Source organism: Stenotrophomonas sp. YJH_SMC_57, from assembly GCF_059369755.1.
This window is the reverse complement of sequence record NZ_JCAFSZ010000002.1, coordinates 159,353-177,470: the sequence shown is the minus strand read 5'-3', so window position 1 is coordinate 177,470 and position 18,118 is coordinate 159,353. Positions and strand designations below refer to the sequence as shown.

14 protein-coding genes are annotated in these 18,118 nt (G+C 66.6%); 3 read left to right on the top strand and 11 right to left on the bottom strand.

All coding sequences use genetic code 11. From position 1 onward, the window contains the following. Window positions 1-27: 27 nt before the first annotated feature. Both AC5P7U_RS02860 and AC5P7U_RS02855 read right to left on the bottom strand, forming a co-directional pair. Window positions 28-2,835 (bottom strand): type VI secretion system Vgr family protein, encoded by a 2,808-nt coding sequence (locus tag AC5P7U_RS02860; protein WP_414555884.1) that lies wholly within the window; start codon window positions 2,833-2,835, stop codon window positions 28-30. 500 nt (window positions 2,836-3,335) lie between these two features. Further along, window positions 3,336-5,687, bottom strand: coding sequence for a GH92 family glycosyl hydrolase (locus AC5P7U_RS02855; protein ID WP_414555038.1), 2,352 nt, complete (start codon window positions 5,685-5,687; stop codon window positions 3,336-3,338). 404 nt (window positions 5,688-6,091) lie between these two features. Here AC5P7U_RS02855 and AC5P7U_RS02850 point away from each other — a divergent pair, with 404 nt between their 5' ends. Beyond that, on the top strand, window positions 6,092-6,337 hold the full coding sequence (locus tag AC5P7U_RS02850) for a hypothetical protein (RefSeq protein ID WP_006448588.1): 246 nt from the start codon (window positions 6,092-6,094) through the stop codon (window positions 6,335-6,337). A gap of 191 nt (window positions 6,338-6,528) precedes the next feature. Here AC5P7U_RS02850 and AC5P7U_RS02845 read toward each other — a convergent pair whose 3' ends face one another. Together AC5P7U_RS02845 and AC5P7U_RS02840 are read right to left on the bottom strand one after the other, a co-directional pair. Then, complete coding sequence (locus AC5P7U_RS02845) at window positions 6,529-6,852, bottom strand: thioredoxin family protein (RefSeq protein ID WP_308307993.1); 324 nt, start codon at window positions 6,850-6,852, stop codon at window positions 6,529-6,531. Window positions 6,853-6,857: 5 nt separating this feature from the next. Beyond that, on the bottom strand, window positions 6,858-7,274 hold the full coding sequence (locus AC5P7U_RS02840; protein ID WP_053449896.1) for a host attachment family protein: 417 nt from the start codon (window positions 7,272-7,274) through the stop codon (window positions 6,858-6,860). A 182-nt stretch (window positions 7,275-7,456) separates the two neighbouring features. On the opposite strand from AC5P7U_RS02840, the gene AC5P7U_RS02835 reads away from it, so the two are divergent. After that, window positions 7,457-7,585 carry a hypothetical protein gene (locus AC5P7U_RS02835; protein ID WP_258010884.1) on the top strand — a complete coding sequence of 43 codons (129 nt, stop codon included), beginning with the start codon at window positions 7,457-7,459 and terminating at the stop codon, window positions 7,583-7,585. A 189-nt stretch (window positions 7,586-7,774) separates the two neighbouring features. Then, a complete protein-coding gene (gene proP, locus AC5P7U_RS02830) occupies window positions 7,775-9,262 on the top strand; it encodes a glycine betaine/L-proline transporter ProP (RefSeq protein ID WP_006448595.1) in 1,488 nt (495 codons plus the stop codon). Between the two features lie 37 nt (window positions 9,263-9,299). On the opposite strand, the gene AC5P7U_RS02825 is transcribed toward proP, so the two are convergent. The 7 genes from AC5P7U_RS02825 to AC5P7U_RS02795 all read right to left on the bottom strand — a co-directional run bounded on the left by AC5P7U_RS02825 (window position 9,300) and on the right by AC5P7U_RS02795 (window position 17,946). Beyond that, window positions 9,300-9,926: an ATPase gene (locus AC5P7U_RS02825; protein WP_006448597.1), complete on the bottom strand. Its 627-nt coding sequence runs from the start codon at window positions 9,924-9,926 to the stop codon at window positions 9,300-9,302. 3 nt (window positions 9,927-9,929) lie between these two features. Then, window positions 9,930-10,271 (bottom strand): type II toxin-antitoxin system prevent-host-death family antitoxin, encoded by a 342-nt coding sequence (locus AC5P7U_RS02820; RefSeq protein WP_006448599.1) that lies wholly within the window; start codon window positions 10,269-10,271, stop codon window positions 9,930-9,932. A gap of 71 nt (window positions 10,272-10,342) precedes the next feature. After that, window positions 10,343-11,929 (bottom strand): sensor histidine kinase, encoded by a 1,587-nt coding sequence (locus AC5P7U_RS02815; RefSeq protein ID WP_006448600.1) that lies wholly within the window; start codon window positions 11,927-11,929, stop codon window positions 10,343-10,345. 9 nt (window positions 11,930-11,938) lie between these two features. Further along, window positions 11,939-12,343, bottom strand: coding sequence for a response regulator (locus tag AC5P7U_RS02810; protein ID WP_006448602.1), 405 nt, complete (start codon window positions 12,341-12,343; stop codon window positions 11,939-11,941). A gap of 117 nt (window positions 12,344-12,460) precedes the next feature. Next, window positions 12,461-13,915, bottom strand: coding sequence for a surface lipoprotein assembly modifier (locus AC5P7U_RS02805; protein ID WP_197564084.1), 1,455 nt, complete (start codon window positions 13,913-13,915; stop codon window positions 12,461-12,463). A gap of 90 nt (window positions 13,916-14,005) precedes the next feature. Next, window positions 14,006-14,770 (bottom strand): Slam-dependent surface lipoprotein, encoded by a 765-nt coding sequence (locus AC5P7U_RS02800; RefSeq protein ID WP_006448604.1) that lies wholly within the window; start codon window positions 14,768-14,770, stop codon window positions 14,006-14,008. A 53-nt stretch (window positions 14,771-14,823) separates the two neighbouring features. Next, complete coding sequence (locus tag AC5P7U_RS02795) at window positions 14,824-17,946, bottom strand: TonB-dependent receptor (RefSeq protein ID WP_495220772.1); 3,123 nt, start codon at window positions 17,944-17,946, stop codon at window positions 14,824-14,826. Window positions 17,947-18,118: the final 172 nt, after the last annotated feature.

Here is an 18,118-nt window from a genome sequence, read left to right as displayed (position 1 = left end):
GTACCAGATTCCTTTCTTCTGACCCGCTCAGCTGTTGCCTGCGTCGCGCAGGTAGCCTTCGTGCCGTTCGTCATCCACGAATAGGCCCACCTTCTCCGGGCCATCGGTGACGACCTCCTCGGTGAGTCCGTCGCCGTCGGTGTTTCCACTCAGCCAGCGGCCATCAGGCAGCTGCATCGAGTAGGCCGCCCCCACCAGCGGTGCACCGGCGTGGTCGCGTACAAGGAAGCGGGCACGGCAGGGTGCGGCGCCCAGCGTGTGCAGCGGATAGGCCAGGGACGCCGGACCGATGAAGCTGTGTTGGCCCGCGTGCACCGTCAGGGTTCCCGGGCAGTTGAACTGGATGTTGCCGCCTTCGATCGTCAGGCTGGCACCGCCTTCTATCTGTATGACCAACGCACGTCCCGCAGCCAGTTCGACCGCCGCATGCGCACTGGCCAGGCGCTGTGATTGCCGCGACTGCAGCTTCACCGCGTCGCCCTGCGCTTGGATGTCGACCGGCTGTTGCCCGGCAGCGATGGTCATGCCGGACGCACTGCCAGAAGCAGAGGCCGAAGCCAACACGCCGACAGACTGCGACGCATGAAGCCGCGCGTGGCCTTTCACCACGGCCTGCCCGGCAGCGCCTGCCCCCAGAAGCAGGCTTTGCCCGGCCTGCCAGAACACACCCTGCCCCGCCACCAGCGCCTTGCGTGGCGCCACCATGCCCAGCAGGGGTGCCGTGCAATGCGGGACACCACCGGCTGCAGCTGCGTCACCGGCAGCAACATGCGCCCGGCCGAAGTCATCGGCCGCAACCACGCCCATTGCCGCATCGCGCAGGGGCGTCAACGCAGTCGACGCATGTAGCCCGGCAGTACCGTGCAGGCGAGCGCTTTGGCCGAACGCAGCGGCCAGCGTCCCACACTGGGCCAGCAACGCGCCGGCCTGCACCGCCGTACCTGCGGGCTGGGCAGCCCCTGCCGGATACGCACCAAGCCACAGGCCGCGCTCGCTGCGCACCACGCCCGCCGCGTCGCTGCGCAGCTCGAAACCCTGCCCACGCAGGCTGCCACGATAATTGCCGCGTTGATGGATGACGTGGCCCAGGTTCAACTGGGTGCTGGCCTGTGTTGTGGCCAATTGCAGGCGGAGCTGGTGGTCGGTGTCGTCGAACTGGAGCGTAGTGCCGCCTTCACCACCCCACTCGCGGGAGCTGATACCCCACAGCGCACCAGGATGGCGATGCGCCTGCTCGCCAGCACCCGCTGCGTGCCAGGCCGGCGCGTTGCCACCGGCAAGGTTGCCGGTGCCGCCGACGCGCGTATCGCAGGCCTGCGCGTGCAGCGATGGATCGTTCTCACCGCGTCCGTTGTACAGGGCACCCAGTACGATCGGGCGTTGCACATCCCCTTCCAGAAAGCCCACCAGCACTTCCTGGCCCACGCGCGGCAGGAACTGGCTGCCCACCCCCGGGCCCGCAAACCGCTGCGCCACGCGCAACCATGCGCTGTGCGCCGGCCTGCCGGTTGCATCCATCAGCGGAAAGCGCACGCGGATCCGCCCGAGCGCGTCAGCGTGCACCTGATCGCCTTCGGCTACCCCGGTGCGATCGTCAGGACCGATCACGATGGCCGTCTGCCGGCCCACCACCTGGGCTTCGCCCTCCTGTTCCGGTGCGCGCGGCCGCCAGGGGCGCTGGCGGTCAACGGCATGGAATGCGGCCGCATAACCCAGCTGCTGGGCATTCCGCTGCAGTGCGTCGGGCAGGACCCCATCACGCTGCCGGGCTTGCACCGGACGATGCTGGCGCAGCCGCGCAGGCAAGGCGTTGACCCCGGCATGCTCCACCGAGGCGAGCAGCAGCTCGGGCGTCTGCTGCGGTGACCACTGGCTGATGCTGGACCACGTGCCGGCGGCCAGGCAGCGCACCGTGGCAATGCCCTGCCATCCCTGCCGGTCCGCTTCGTGGCGTTGAACCGCAAGCACGGCGCGACGCTCGCCTTCCGCATGCGACTCGAAGGCCTGGGCGCCGCACGCCAGATACTGCTCGACAGTTGAATGGCCGCCGCCTTCCATCGGCAACTGGACCGTCAGCGTGCGGTCCTGCAGATAGTCATCGCTGGCCATGCTCAACCGGCGCGGGCCCAGCCGCGCATGCCGGGCCAGCTGCACTACGCTGTCTTCCTGCTCGGCCGCGTGGCCACGGTGGAAGCGCAGCGCGCCGTCGCGTGCCGACAGCGGATCCTGCGGCAAGGCCACGCTGTCGAAGAACAGCACGATGCGATGCAGCGCGGGCGCCTCCGCGTCCGCCTCGACACGCCAGCCGATGCCTTCTTCGGCCAATAGGCAGGCCACGAAATCCATATCCGACTGGCGGTACTGCACGCAGTAGTGACGCGGCGGCAGGGCGTCCAGGCGGACCCGTGCATCATCGCTCCAGTGCCAGCAGGCACGTGCCTGATGCTCGGCGAACACGGCATCCACGATCTGCCTGACGGTTGCGTCACGGAAGACGCGGCTGTTGCGCTGCTGGCCCAGCCACCAGGTCCATGCGGCAAGGCGGATACGGTAGCGGGTGAACGTGCGATCGCCGTCCAGCCGACGTACCTCGCGCACCAGCCCCGACCGAGGAATGTCACACCCCTGCGCGTCGCGCGTGTACAGCGTTGCAGGCCGGCCCAGCCAGTGTTCGCAGGCCGCATCCGCGTGCGCCCCAAGTACATCGATGTGGTAATCCAGACCTTCCGACAGCGCCTCGCGTCCGTGCCAGCGCTCCACCACCAGAGCACCTGCCGCGGGCAGTTCAAACCGGTGCAGCAGCGCTGCATCCTCATGCGCATGCAACGTGTGCATAGACCTACACCCCGTGCACCACCCTGGCGCACTTCTGTGCGCAGGACCCTAGCAACGGGATGAGCGGGTTGAAATCGGAATGCTATGAATGTGGCCTGGAGCGGTCCGGCGGCGACGCTGCGTCACCGATTCCGGGGTGAGTCCTTCCGTAGAATCCTGATCCGCACTCGACAAATCATGCAGATCGCGACACGTATCCGGGCGATGCATCGCGGACATCCACGGCCCGCAGCGATCAGGTTCCGGTAGAGGCCAACCTTGGTTGGCGATGTTGACCTCCCGCGTGCCAACCAAGGTTGGCACCTACCAGAAGCGGGAATCACCCCATGTCGAGCCAGTACGCATCACAGGCATCTGGGCGATGCATCGCGGATACCCACGGCCCGCAGCGATCGGATTCCGGTAGAGGCCAACCTTGGTTGGCGATGTTGACCTCCCGCGCGCCAACCAAGTTTGCACCTACCAGAAGCGGGGATCGCCCCACGCCGCCCCAGTGCGCATCACCGGGTCATCGAATACGGCGCCTGCGCGCCCTGCCCCGGCCAGTCCTTGTTCGGCTCGGCCTGCATGCTGAAGCGCAGTTCGCCACCGGCCAGGATCTCGTCGTGGCGCAGGAACGTGCGCTGCAATGGCGTGCCGTTGAGGCTCACGCTGCCCACGTAGGTGTGCTTGTCGTCCAGCCCGTCGGCCACGATGGTGAAGGTCTTGCCGTTCGGCAGACGCATCGCGGTCCTGGGCAGGAACGGACGGCCCAGGATGTACTCGCCCGAACCCGGCGCCACCGGATAGAAGCCCAGCGCGGTGAACACGTACCACGCCGACATCTGGCCGACGTCATCGTTACCGGCCAACCCGTCGGGGCGATCGGCGTACTGGGTGTCCATGATCTGCTTCAGGCGCGCCTGCGTGCGCCACGGCTGGCCGGCATACGCATACAGGTAGGCCACGTGATGGCTGGGTTCGTTGCCGTGCGCGTACCAGCCGATCAAGCCGGTGATGTCTTCCATGTGCTCGAAGATGGACGGATCGACCTTGGCATTGAAAACCTCATCCAGCCGCGCAAGCAGTTTGTCGCTGCCCCCGTGTGCAGCGGCCAGGCCGGCCACGTCCTGCGGCACATACCAGGAATACTGCCAGGCATTGCCTTCGGTGTAATCGGTGCCGTAGCCGCTGGCACTGGGGTCGAACGGCGTGCGGAAGCTGCCATCGCGCTTGCGTGCGCGCATGAAGCCGGTGTCCTTGTCGAAGGCGTTGCGCCAGTTGCCGGCGCGCTTGTCGAAGGTGGCCGCAACATCGGCCTTGCCCATGGCCTGCGCCATGCGCGCGATGGTCCAGTCGTCGAAGGCGTACTCCAGTGTCTTGCTGGCTGCTTCGCCTTCCTCGTCGATCGGCACATAGCCCAGCTCGCGATACTGCGCGATGCCGTCATAGGGACCGTAGTTCGCGGTCTCGACCATCGCCTTCAGCGCCTTGTCGGCGTCGAAGCCGCGGATACCCTTCACGTACGCATCGGCGATCACCGGCACCGCGTGGTAGCCGATCATGCACCAGTCTTCCAGGCCGTGGAACGACCACACCGGCAACATGCCGTACGGGCTGTGGTCGTGGTGGGCGAGCATGGAATTGACGAAGTCGCTGTTGCGCTTCTCCGGCTGTACCAGGGTCAGCAACGGATGCAGCGCACGGTAGGTGTCCCACAGCGAAAACGTGGAGTAATTCGTGTAGCCCTCTGCCTTGTGCACGGCGTTGTCCGAGCCGCGGTACTGGCCGTCGGCATCCATGAACAGCGTCGGCCCCAGCATCGTGTGGTACAGCGCGGTGTAGGCGCTGCGGCGTGCATGTTCCGGCGCCTCGATATCGAGCACCGACAACGCCTGCGTCCATTCCTGCTTGGCCTGCGCACGCACGCGGTCGAAATCGAAGTCCGCCACTTCGGCGTCGAGGTTGGCGATGGCGCCGGCCTCGCTGACCGGCGAAATGGCCACCTTCACCACCAGTGGCGCGTCCAGCTTGCCGAAGGCGAACGTGCCGACCAGCTGACGACCCTCGATCTGCGCACGCTGCGCCGGGTTCTTCTCGCCCGGCGGCGGAAAGCCCTTGTAGACGATGTCCTGCTCGGTGTTGTGCAGTTCATGCCCGGCCAGCGGACGCGAGAAACGCATCGCGAAGTACAGCTGGCGGCCCGGCGCCCAGCCGCGGGTTTCGCGGAAGCCGGTCACCGTGCCATCGGCGCGCACCCGCACCCGCGACCACAGCACCTTGCCCGGGTAGTCGTACATGCTGGTACGCATGTCCAGCAGCACCTTGGCCTCGGTGCCCTTCGGGAACGCATAGCGATGCACGCCCACCCGCGCACTGGTGGTCAGCTCGGCGCGCACCTTGTAATCATCCAGGGTGACCGCGTAGTAGCCCGGCTCGGCCTTCTCATCGTCGTGGCGGAAGCGCGAGGCATAACCGCTGCGCGGCTTTTCCGGATCGCCGCGCTCCAGCCCCGGCGTACCGGTGAACGGCATCAGCAGGATGTCGCCCAGATCGGAATGGCCGGTGCCGGAAAAATGCGTGTGCGAGAAACCGACGATGCTGCTGTCGTCGTAACGGTAGCCGGCCGCCCAGCCATAGGCCTTTTCGCGCGGCTGGATGCGCGTATCCGGGCTGAGCTGGACCATGCCGAACGGCACCGTGGCACCGGGATAGGTGTGGCCTTCGCCGCCGGTACCGATGAACGGGTCGACCGCCGCGTAGGCGCGCTCTGCAGCGGATATCGGCGTGGCGGCCAACGCGGCGCCGGAAGCCAGCATGGCAGTGGCGGCAACGGCGATCAGGAAACGACGGTCCAGCGTGGGCATCGGCATTTGGATCGATTCAGGCGATGGCCGGATGCTAGCACCGGCATAGCCATGTCGCATGCTGCAGTGCGGCCGTCGGGATTGGCGCGTCGGTTTGCACTTAATTGCATGGCCGCGTGACGAATCGGCTCATAGGCTTGTCGCCTACCTCTTCATCAGCTGACTGCTATGCGTCAATTGTTGTCCATAACCTCCCCTCTGAAAGACCACGCCTTTTGCAGAGGGCGAAACAAGACGACACATCAATTGGCGCGTCGCGCCATGAGCTGTGCAGGATGGCGCCGCAGCGGACATACCGCTGCCGGGATTGGAACCCCCGAAAAGAAAGAGGGACAGACATCGCTCGTCATAAATGCGACGGGCACTGCCCGCCACCCTCGCGGTGGCCATCACACCCAGGGAGTTCCCGCATGATCCACGAACGTCCGCTCAGCCCGGCCATGGAGTCGCTGCTCCATCGCATCGAACAGGCCTTCAACAGCGCCGAGGGCATGGCCATCCTCATCGGCGAGCAGTACGGCCCGGAGCCGAAGCCACCCGCGCCGATGGGCTACAACCCGAAGCAGATTGCCATGGCGATGATCATGCTGAGCCAGCACGGGCGATGCCTGCTGCAGGCGCTGCGTGAGGAGGCGGAGAAGGTGACGCTTCACTGATCCGGAAGGAAGACTCAGACACTTACCAGCCGCGCTGCCGATGGTCCGCCACCTCCACCTATCACGATGCAGGCATCGCGCATGGAAACCCTGCAGGTGCTCGCCCACCCGAAATGCTGTGGGGTGACGCCTAGGAGTTGTCGTTCAAGGGCGATGCGGCCACCGACACCGAGCTGATCGAGCAGCTGCAGTCAATCTGGCAGTGCCGCCTGCAGGGTTGCCAGGTCGGCACTGTCCAACGGCCGCACCACCCGTGCCACCTCGTGGCCGTCATGCAGCAGCACGGCGGTCGGCCACAGCTTCACCTTGAACGCACGGCCCAGCGGCTTGCCCTTGCCATCCTCGATTTTCCAATGCACCAGATCGTTGGCATCCACGAAGGCCTGCAGCGCCGCCTGTGCGGCTTGGCAGTGGCCGCACCACGGTGCGCCGAACTCCAGCAGTTGCCAGCCCGGCTGTGCTTCCACATCCGCATGGGCCGGCTCTACCGAGAGGTGATCACGCATGAACGGCATGTGCGTTACGCCGCCAGCGCCTTCTGGATATCGGCCAACGGTGCGTTGGTCAGATCCTTGGCGATATCACCCAGCAGGCGCGACTGAACTTCCTTGTGCAGCAGCGGCCGGATGCGGCCCAGCGTGGTCGGGTCGGCCACCAGCACCAGGTGCGCGTAGCGGTTGTTCAGCGCATCGTCGTTGAGCTGCTCGGCGACCTGCTTGGCGAAGGTGGCTTCATTGAGCTGCGAGATCGACATGTCCTTCGGCACCGCGCCGGCCGGCCCCTGCCCCGAGATGCCCTGCTCGCTGATGTCCTGCAGGCGCAGCTCACCTTCCTGCTTCAAGCTGAGTTGATGCTCGTTGCCAACGTTGGTGAACACGCGGGCAGAACCACCATCGGCGACGATGATGAGGGTGCCTTCGGGAATGCGACGGGTCATGCGATGTTCCTTGTGGAGTGCGTTCACCTGCACCGTAGCCAGCCGTGCGTGAGCGGCGCGGCCACAGTTCGTTCAACGCATGTCATCACAGGTGCGCTGCAGATGAACAGGCGCGATGGAACACAGCGTGCAGATCAGGCCGCTTCGCTGCACGCTCACACCGATGCCGTTATGATGAACGGATGATCGACACGACCCACTACGTGACGGGCGCACCTGTTACGTGGGAAGCACTGCCGACCGGCGCTTCGCTTGCCACGCATGTTCCCGCCCAGCATTTCCATCGCCTCGCGCTGGATCCTGGCGGCTGACGCCCGCAGGCCCTTCTGCCTGCATTCCCCACGCTGATGTGACACCCGGCCGCTGACTGCGCTGCCGCGGTGATCCCGTTTCCGTGTTTCCGCCCCTGCGGCGGTGCCGTGCCGTGCGCGTGGCATCGCGCCTGCACCTGTTTCCGGAACACACCCATCGCTCATTCCCCCACCTGACAGGGAGCCTCCATGCAGGACACCCCCGATTCACATGCTCATTTCGGCTGGTTCAAACGCCGCCGCCACCTGAAGGTCGATGAGATCACCGTTGTCGACAAGCCCATGCTCAAGCGCGCCGTCGGCGCCGCTGCACTGGGCAATGCCATGGAGTGGTTCGATTTCGGTGTGTACGGCTATCTGGCCGTCACCATCGGCCAGGTGTTCTTCCCCTCCAGCAATCCCACCGCACAGGTGATCGCGGCCTTCGCCACCTTCACCGTGGCATTCCTGGTGCGGCCGCTGGGCGGCCTGGTGTTCGGCCCGTTGGGCGATCGTTACGGCCGCCAGAAAGTGCTGGCGTTCACCATGATCCTGATGGCGCTGGGTACCTTTGCCATCGGCCTGATTCCCTCCTACGAGCGCATCGGCATCTGGGCGCCGGTGCTGTTGCTGCTGGCGCGCGTGGTGCAGGGCTTTTCCACCGGCGGTGAATATGGCGGTGCAGCCACCTTCATCGCCGAGTACTCCACCGACCGCAACCGTGGCCTGATGGGCAGCTGGCTGGAGTTCGGCACGCTGGGCGGCTACATCGCCGGCGCCGGCACCGTCACCGCACTGCACATGCTGTTGAGCAGCGAGCAGATGCTGGACTGGGGCTGGCGCATTCCGTTCCTGGTGGCCGGCCCGCTGGGCCTGCTCGGCCTGTATATGCGCATGAAGCTGGAGGAAACCCCTGCGTTCCGCGCCTTCGCCGAGGAAGCGGAGAAGCGCGAACATGACCGGCCCGGGCTGGGCGCGTTGTTCCAGGTGCACGGCCGCCAGCTGCTGGTGTGCATGGGCCTGGTGCTGGTGTTCAACGTCACCGACTACATGCTGCTGACCTACATGCCCAGCTACCTCAGCGTCACCATGGGCTATGCCGAGAGCAAGGGCCTGCTGCTGATCATCATCGTGATGCTGGTGATGATGCCGCTGAACATCGTCGGCGGATTGTTCAGTGACAAGCTGGGCCGCCGCCCGATGATCATCGGTGCGTGCATCGCGCTGCTGGTGCTGGCGGTGCCGTGCCTGCTGCTGGTTGGCAGCGGCAACGACTGGATGATCTTCCTGGGCCTGATGCTGCTGGGCCTGGCGCTGGTGTGCTTCACCAGTTCGATGCCGTCCACGCTGCCGGCGCTGTTCTATACCCCCGTGCGCTACAGCGCGCTGTCGATCGCCTTCAACGTGTCGGTGTCGCTGTTCGGTGGCACCACGCCGCTGGTGACCGCGTGGCTGGTGGAGCGTACCGGCGATCCGCTGGTGCCGGCCTACTACCTGATGGGCGCGGCGGTGATCGGCCTGGTGACCATGCTGTTCGTGAAGGAAACCGCCGGCCTGCCGCTGCGCGGTTCACCGCCGGCCGTGGGCAGCGACAAGGAAGCGGCCGCGCTGTTGAAGAGCGACGCGCCGGTGACCGTGGACCCGAGCTTGCCGCCGTTGCCCGACGTTGCGGAGCCCGAGCAGGGGAAGCCGGCCTGAGGCCCAGCGCGAAACGCGATCCACGAATAACGTGGATCTACGGTGTGGCGTTCAATTCCATCGCGCGCATCACGATGGGCTTGGCCCAGTCCGGGGTGTGCAGCAGTTCGGCCACCGACACCGGGTATTGCAGCTGGCCCTGCGCCATTGCCAGCACCGGCAGCGGTTCGACACAGCCCTCGGCATCGGCCGGGGCGCTGTTGTCGTAGACATGCAGTTCGGCCAGGTGCGGCAGCAGGTCCAGCAGGTTCTCGCGCGCGGAATCAAAACGCGCGCGGATCTTCTCGACCGGAATGTCGTGACCACCAGCAGCCACCCGCGCGGCCACGCGGGCGATGTGCAGCTCGACGTTGGCCAGGCCACAGAACCAGATCGCGACGTGGTGCCGTTCGCAGGCCTCGCGCAGCAGGCGCGGAATGGTGTTGCCGCCCAGCGTGGTCTCGAAAGCGAAGTCGGTGCCGTCGGCCATCGCCTGGCGCAGGCGACGGGTGCCTTCCTGCCAGGCTTCGGCGTTGGCCTCGGGCAACGGCCAGCCAGCTTCCACCAGGCGCCGGGTGAACGAATCCGGGTTGAACCAGCTCAGCCCTTCGGCCTCCAGCCAGGTGCCCAGCAGCGAACTCTTGCCGGCGCCATTGACGCCGGCCAGCACCAGGATCCGCCCCATCGGTCAGAGCGGACGGCCGAGGGTGACCTTGCGGCCGCGACGGATCGGCTGGCCCAGCACCTTGCCCAGCCCCTCGCCGCGCTGCAGGCCGGCCAGGGTCTGGTCGAACTCGCTGCGCAGGCGCATCAGCTGTTCGCTGCGTTCACCGGCATCACCGCCGGCCGCCTTGGCCAGCAGTTCCTGGTAGGTACGGATGTCCACGATCACCGCTTCGGGGTGGTTGTGGTTGGTGATGACCAGCGCCTGCTTCTCGCGCACGGTGCGCATCAGGCTCGGCCAACCGCGGGTCTTCACCGACGAGGCCGGTGCCTTTTCAAGGCCGGGCAGATCCAGCGGCAGGGTCATGGCACAGCTCCGGGTAGAGGTGGACTATGGCCACTATACCCAATTTGGCCAAATTGGGGATAAACCGGGTTTCACCGGGCCGGCCCGGGCTGCGGCGCATCGGTCTGCAGCAGGCTGTCGCGCTCGCGCAGCGGGAACCGGATCCAGGCATCCAGCCCCTGTGGGCTGAAGCGCAGCTCGCCAGTCCCGGCCAGTTCATACGGCACGCGCTGCTCGATCAGGGTACGGCCCAGGCCGCGCTGCCGGGGCAGCGCCCAGCCCTCTACTTCGGCATGGCGCTCGCACCAGTGCAGGCCCAGCCAGGGGTGTTCATCCTGTACCTGAAGATGCCAGGACACCTCGACGCGGCCGCTGTCATGGCTCAGCGCACCATGCCGGAGTGCATTGGTGGCCAGCTCATGGATGGCCAGCGACAGCACTTCGGCCGCCTTGGGCGGCAGCAGCACATCCTCGCCCTGCAGGCAGTAGGCGGCCATCGACGGCGTCTCCGCCGCGATTTCCTCGTTGAGCATGCCGCGCAGGCAGACCCCGGCGTTGGCGCCGCGGGTCAGCAGGCTCTGGGTACGCGCCAGCGACATCAGGCGCCCGCACAGGCGCTCGGCATATTCATCCACGCTGCCGACCGACGCGCGGGTGCGCCAGGCAAGGGCGTGGATGGTCGACATGATGTTGCGCACCCGGTGTTGCAGTTCGGCCAGCAGCACCGACTGGCGCTCGGTGGCGCGCTTGAGGTCGTCGATGTCCACGGCAATGGCGAACACGCCGCTGACCTCGCCATCGGCATCGCGCAACGGCGCAGCGGCAACCCGCGTCCAGCGCGCGCGCCCATCGTCATGCAGGTACTGGAACTCCAGCCCCGGCACCACGGTTTCACCGCGCATCGCCCTGGCAATGGCGAAATCATTGGGCCCGATCGCGCTGCCGTCGGCGTGCCAGCCCCGCCAGCGGTGCTGGTTGTCTGCATCGGCCGAGGGCACCTTGCCGGTAGGCAGATAGGCGCGCATCTGGTCGTTGGACAACAGCATGCGACCGTCCAGATCGACAATGCACAACCCCACCGGCAACATCCTGAAGGCCAGCTCGAGGCGACGCTCGCTCTCGCGCCGACGCAGTTCTTCGCGCTCGCGTGCGGCCTGTGCCAGATGCGCGGCGGTGGTCTCGAACATGGTCACCAGCACGCCGTTGATGCGCCCTTCCTCGCCGCGGATCGGGCTGTAGGTGATGGTGAACCAGACATCCTCCAGGCGGCCGTGCCTGGCCAACGGATACAGCTTGTCCTCGAAGGTGAGGGTTTCGCCCTGCCAGACCCGGGTATAGAGCGGCCCATTGATGTGCCAGACCTCGGGCCAGCACTCGCGGGTCGGCTGGCCGAGCCCGGCCGGATGCCTGTCGGCGAGGATCTCGGCATAGCCGTCGTTGTAGAGCTGCACCAGCTGCTCGCCCCACAGCACGATCATCGGGAAGCCGTGGGCCAGCATCAGGTCCACCGTGGCGCGCAGGTGCGGCGGCCAGCGGTCCATCCCGCCAAGGGGCGTGGACGCCCAGTCATGGCGGGCAATGCGCGCAGCCATCCCATCGAGTCGGGCGTGCAGTCGCAGCGCCGGCGGCATGCCGGCCTGCCGGTCGGCGGTGTGGAAACCTTCGATACGGCGCCCCATACAGCCCGGTCAGGCGATGCCCGCAGACGCCTGCGGTGCAGCGACAAGCCCGGCCAGCTGCTGGACCAGGGCTTCGATGTGATAGGGCTTGGTGCAGCGCGGGGCCGTGGCGAAACGGCTCGGCAGGTTGTCGTCGTAACCGGAGGTGAGCAGGAACGGCGTCCCTGCCTCCGCCAGGCGATCGGCCAATGGATAGACCTGTTCGCCGCCGAGATTGATGTCGAGCAGTGCGACGTCGATCGGATGGGTGTCGACCAGCTGCCCCAATGCCTGCAGGTCACCGGCAGGGCCGATCACCTGTGCGCCCTTCAGTTCCAGGTAGTCGACCAGGAACATCGCGATGGCGAATTCATCTTCCGCCACCAGCACGCGCAGCCCTTTCAGGCCCTCTGGTTTGTTACCGGCTTCCAGCACGCCCTGCACTCCTCGATGCACGCGACCCGCCTGCGGTCGCAACGAGGGCAGGATGCGCGATCCGGCCTACAAGAGCACGTGACGATCGATGAAGAGCGGAGACTGCCGGCCTCTATCTCAGAACGCGCGCTCCCACTTCAGGCTGAGCAGGCTGCGGTCGTGGCTGTACAGCCAGCCGACATTGCTGTCGATGCGCGCGTAACGCAGGCTCAGGCTGGGCACCAGCCCGGCGACCGCCAGCCGTTCGCTGCGCACGATGGCGATGAGGTTCTGTTCGCTGTCCTCGCGCCGCGCCTCCAGCAACGGGCTCCAGGCATCGTAGTCACGCTCGCGCAATGAAACGAACACGGTGGCGGTGGTACCCGGCCACTGGCGCGCGGCCCCCAGGCGCAGGCCTCGCTGGCGGTACCCGTTGGCCGGATTGGCGGCACGGCTGTCACTCAGGTCCAGTCCGGCAAAGAGGGTCCAGCGCGGGTTGAGCGCACGGAACCAGGTGGCATACACCGCAGCCAACTCACCGTCGTAATTGCTGGCCAGGCCACGCTGGCGATAGCGCTGGCGCTTCCAGTCAGCCTCCAGCTTGAGCAGGCTGCGCGCGTCCAGCGCATATTGCCATTCGCCGTGCAGCCCGCTGCCGCCCTGCAGAGCTCGATTGCCCAGGCCCTGGTAGTCATAGCTCGGCGCGATCTGCAGGGTATGCCGGGCGCTGCGCCAGCTGTAGCCGGCCTGCACACTCGCATTGAGCTCGTTGTAGGCGCTGTGCCCGCGCCAGGCCTGGCCGAACGCAAGCCCGCGCACATAGACGCCATGATGACCGGCCAGCGCCCAGCGACGTTCCAGGTTGCCGTCGTAGTCCAGGCCCATCGCGCGTTGGGCATCGGGAAGATTGCGCTGGATGATGCAGGTCTCGCCCATGCCGAACAGGCAGGTGCGGCTGGCCGAGCTTCGGTTGATGTTGTCGCTCCATGCCGGGCCGGCGGCCAGCGCTCCTTTCCAGCGCTGGCGCGCCTGCAGCGCAGCCAGGTAGGCGTCCACCCGTCCGCGCACACCTGCGGTGGCGGGGTCGTCGGCATTGATGCCACCAGTGATGGCCGTGAACAACGCCACGGCATCGCGGTCGCGCTGGTCTTCGGCATAGACCCGCGCCAGTTCGAGGCGGGCCGGCAGGAAATCCGGTTGTGCCTGCAGCAGCGCCTCGTATTCGTTGGCCGCGCGGCGGTGGTTGCCGGCTACCCGCGCCAGGCCGCCCTGCGCGTAGTGGCGCAGCAACGGGTCGTGGCCGGGCAGTTCGATGTATTCATCCAGGAAGCGTTGCGCGGCGCCCCATTGCTGATGCTGCAGCGACAGGTACAGCGCCTGGCCCAGATCGTCGACGGTGCGCTCCACGCGCAGGGTCTGGCCGTCGATGGTGATGGTCGGCCGCTCCGACTCGGCCTGCCGCAGGCGCTGCTGGTCCTGCTGCTGGTGGCGCAGTTCGCTGCCCTGCTCAAGCACGCGACGAAGGTCATCCTGCTGGGCGCGCACATCGGCAGCGGCCAGCAACAGGATCACAAGGAAGATGGGATGGCGCATGGTCGATCCGTGGTGGTGCATGCAGCGGGCCGAAGCAGGGACTGGCGGATCGCGGCTTGTCCCTGCCCTGCCCCGTCAGGGGCGTGGCAATCAGTTCTTGCTGCCGCCGAAGGCGGTGTCGTACTGGCTGTTGCCGGCGAAGGTGGCGATGCCGGCCAGGGTGGCGGCGTTGGCGCCGAAGAACTGGCCCTGGGTGGTGCCGTTGACGCTGCCATTGACGTTGGCCGAACCGGCGAACGATGCGTCGGCACTGTTGATGTTGGCAACGATGGCCAGGTTCAGGCCATTGCCGGACAGTGCACCGTCCAGGGTGCCGGCACCGAAGTCGGCATCGAACGTGCCGCTCAGCAGGTTGCTGCCGTTGAACTTGTTCAGACCAGCCACGGTGTAGGACGCCACACCGGCGGGCAGCGTGGTGCCGGCGCGGTCACCGACGAAGTAGACCTGGCGGTTGTTGAAGCCACCGGCGGCGCCATCCTTGGACCATTCACCAAACCAGACATCGCCACTGCCGACCTTGACGAAGTTGAAGTGGCCCATGCCGGCGTGGCTGCCCGGTGCGCCGGTGATCGGCATGGCCAGGGTACGTACCGTCACGCCATTGACGGTGGTGGGTGCCGAGTAAGCGCTCAGGCCCTGGAAGTCCACCGGCTTGGCCTGGGACACGGTGCCGACACCGATACCGGCCTTGCCAGCGCGGTGCGGGCCGCCATTGACCTGCGATTCGCCCACCGCCACGTACAGCTCGGCATCGGTCTTGGCGCTGGCGGCACCGACGATATCGGCAGCATGCGCGGCACCGGCCAGAGCCAGCGAGGCGGCAACGGCGAGAACCGAACGGGAGATCATTTTCATGGTATTGCTCCTTGATTGAGGGAACTACGGGTACAACGCTTGAAAGTGGGAGATCAGAAGCGCGCGGTGACGCCGAGCTTCAGGGTGCGGCCCGGCGCCGGCAGCGTGGACCGTGTGGCCGGATCGACGTAGTAGCGGTTGCCGAGGTTGCTGCCGACCAGTTCGACGCTGGCATGCTCGTTGAAGCGCCAGCGCGCATAGGCATCGACGGTGGTGATGTTTCCCCAGGTGAACGGCACGTTCTGCCAGAGCAGGCCGCTGCCGCCGCTCAGCAGGCGGTCACGGTAGGCCTGCAGGTCAGGGTTCTCGTGGCGCTGGTAGTGCACGATGCGGCTGCCCAGTTCCAGGCGCTCATCGAACAGGCGCGTGCCCAGCGACCAGTTGATCGACAGCTTGGGAATGGCCTGGGTCAGCAGGTAGCCACCGACGAAGCCGTCCTGCACGCAGTTCGGCACCAGGCCGCGGTTCGCGTCCAGCAGCACCGCCGTGCTCTCGTCACACACTTCGTTTTCCAGCGTGCGGGTGATGCCCAGATCGGTGAAGAAGCGCCGGTTGTCGAAGCGCGCCTGCAGCTCGATGCCGCGGATGGTCTGCTTGTCGATGTTGTCGAACAGGAAGTTGCCGTCGCGCTCGATCACGTCCCGGGTCTTGTGCACGTAGTAGGCCAGCTTGACGTCGGCATCGGCGGTGTTGCCGAACAGGGCCGACAGGTTGTGCACGTAGCCGATCTCGTAGTTGTAGGCGTGCTCGGGCTTGAGCGCGTACAGCGGATTGAGGCTGCCGGAAAAGGCGATGGTGCTTTCGAACATGCTCGGGAACCGCACTGCTTCGCTGTAACGCACGTAGGCACGGGCGGCCGGGGACAGGTGAGCCGTGGCCGAGAAGGTCGGTAGCCAGGCATGGTCGCGCCGGTGGCTGTTGCGCCCATCCACCGGCCGCGACTGCACGCTGTTGCCGATGTTGCAGACCTGGTCGCTGCCGGCAAACACCGGCTGCACGCCGGGAATGGCCGCCACTTCACCATTGAGGCAAGGGTTGCCTGCGCGCGTGTAGTTGCCATCGGCATCGGGCAGCCACGGCCGGGTATGTTGCACCGGGCGCGGGGTCTCGTACGGCGCCAGCAGGTTGCGGATGCTCTGGTCGATGAACCAGCCCATGCCCCGCTTTTCCCAGACGGCGCGGCGCGCTTCCAGTGCATCGATGCGTGACTGCAGGTCTGCCGGACGGGGCAGCAACTCGTTCACGGTGTACTGCGCTTCCTTGCCACCTACGCCCTTGGTCAGCAGCTCGGGGTGCGCCTCGAGGAAATCATCGAAGGCCCAGTAGCGGCTGTAACGCACGCCTGCGTTGAGGGTGAGGAAGTCCACCGGACGCCACTCCAGGGTGAGGTAGCCTTCGCCCTCCTGGCGGCGCCCGGCACGCGGGAACATGCGCCAGCCATCGGTGGTACCGAAATACGGATCGGTCGAGCCGAGCTTCTCGTACTGCCAGTTGCCGCCCACGGTCAGGTCCAGGGTCGAATGCAGTGCGAAACGGTTGCTCAGGATCAGGCCGGTGCGGTCGTTGCGCGCGTTGGCCAGCGCGGTGTTGCGCAGGATCGGGCTGGCGTCCGGGTTCCATGCCGGGTTGCCCACCGCGAAGTTGGGAAAGCCACCGGCGGTGTAGGTGTCGCTTTCCGTTTCCGTGCGCCACAGGTTGGCGTACAGGTCCAGCCAACGACTGCCGGCTGGCTGGAAGCGGTACTCCAGGTTCCAGGCATCCGAATCGACGCGGCTGAGCGGCCACTGGATGCGCCCATAGTCCGGCGCGGACAGGATCCGCGACGGCATGATCTCGCCGTAGTGCGACAGCGTGCGCCGCCAGGTGGCCTTCAACTGCTGGTCGTCGTTGATCTGCCAGCTGCCCTTGACCAGCCACGATTCCTGCTCGCTGGAGGTGTTGGGCACTTCATCGCCCGGCTTGAAGTAGCGCGCCAGCGTGGTGATGTAGTCGATGCCCTGGTATTCGTACTTCTCGCGCGGGTCCTGGTCGTAGTAGCCGCTGCCCTTGCTGCCGGAGAAGTAGTTGCCGCGCTTGCGCCAGGCGTAGGCGGCCATCAGGTCGACGTTGTCGCCACGCACGCCCAGCGCCAGGCGCCAGGCCTGGTCCTCGCCATCGAAGGGGTTGTTGCCACTGCGCGACTTCACCGGCACCACCAGGGTGCGGTCGTCATAGGGCGAGTTCGGCGAGCCCTGCGGGAAGCCGGGTACCGTGCGGTAGTCCTCGCCGGTATGCAGCCGCGGCAGGCGCGGTGCCACCGCATTGCTGCTGCCTTCGATCTTCAGCTCCCCGCCAAAGCGCTCGCCGGCCGCAACAATGTCGTCAACGTCGATGGTCTTGATCACCAGCGCGCCACCGATCCCGCTGTGCACATCGCGCACCAGCCCTGGCCCCTTGATGACCTGGATGCCACCAATCAGGTTGGGATCGATGTAGTTGCGGTTGCTGACGCCGTTGTAGCCGCGCCAGACGGTCAACGCCTGTTCGCCCCCGTCGATGCTGACCGGCACCCGCCCCGGCCCCTGGATGCCGCGGATGTTGATGTCCAGTGCCCCACTGTTGCGCGCATCGCCACTGAACACGCCGACCAGATCCTTGACCACGTCGGCCGGGTTGGAGCCGCGATAGCGTTCCACCCGGTCGCGCCCCGAATACGCCGTGGTCAGGTCCAGCGCGAACACATCATCGTAGCCGCGCCGATCACGGGCCTCGCCCCCTTCCGACTGCAGGCGACCGGCCACGTCCAGTGTCTCGGTCACCCGCACCCCTTCCCCTTCACCCGCCTCCGCTGCGGCACGCAGACTCCAGGTGCCGTCCATGCCGCGTTGCGCGCGCACCCCGCTACCGCGCAGCAGCTGCTGCAGGGCCTGCATCTGGCTGTATTCGCCCTGCACTGCACTGGAACGACGGCCTTCCACCAGGTCACTGCGGAACACCACCTGGGCATCGGCCTGGCGACCGAACGCACGCACGGCGTCGGCCAGCGGCTGCTCGGGAATGGCGTACTGGCGCAGCGGCGCAACGACCGCCGGTTGCGCCTGCGCGGCCGGCACCCCGGCCAACGGCAGCAGTACGGTGGAGATGGCCAGGGCCAGGACGGTGGCGCGACGGTGACAGGCGGATGCCGTGGACGGCATGGACAGGAACTCCTCAAGCGGGGCGGAACCGCCGGCACATCCGGTGCCGGTGGCATGACTGGCTTGAGGAAAAACGGTGTTTCGCTCTGGCTATACCTCTATAGACAGCCGCATGCGGCGACTGCCCACGGATTTTTCATGTTTTTTTCATGCATCCGATCCGGCGCCGCAC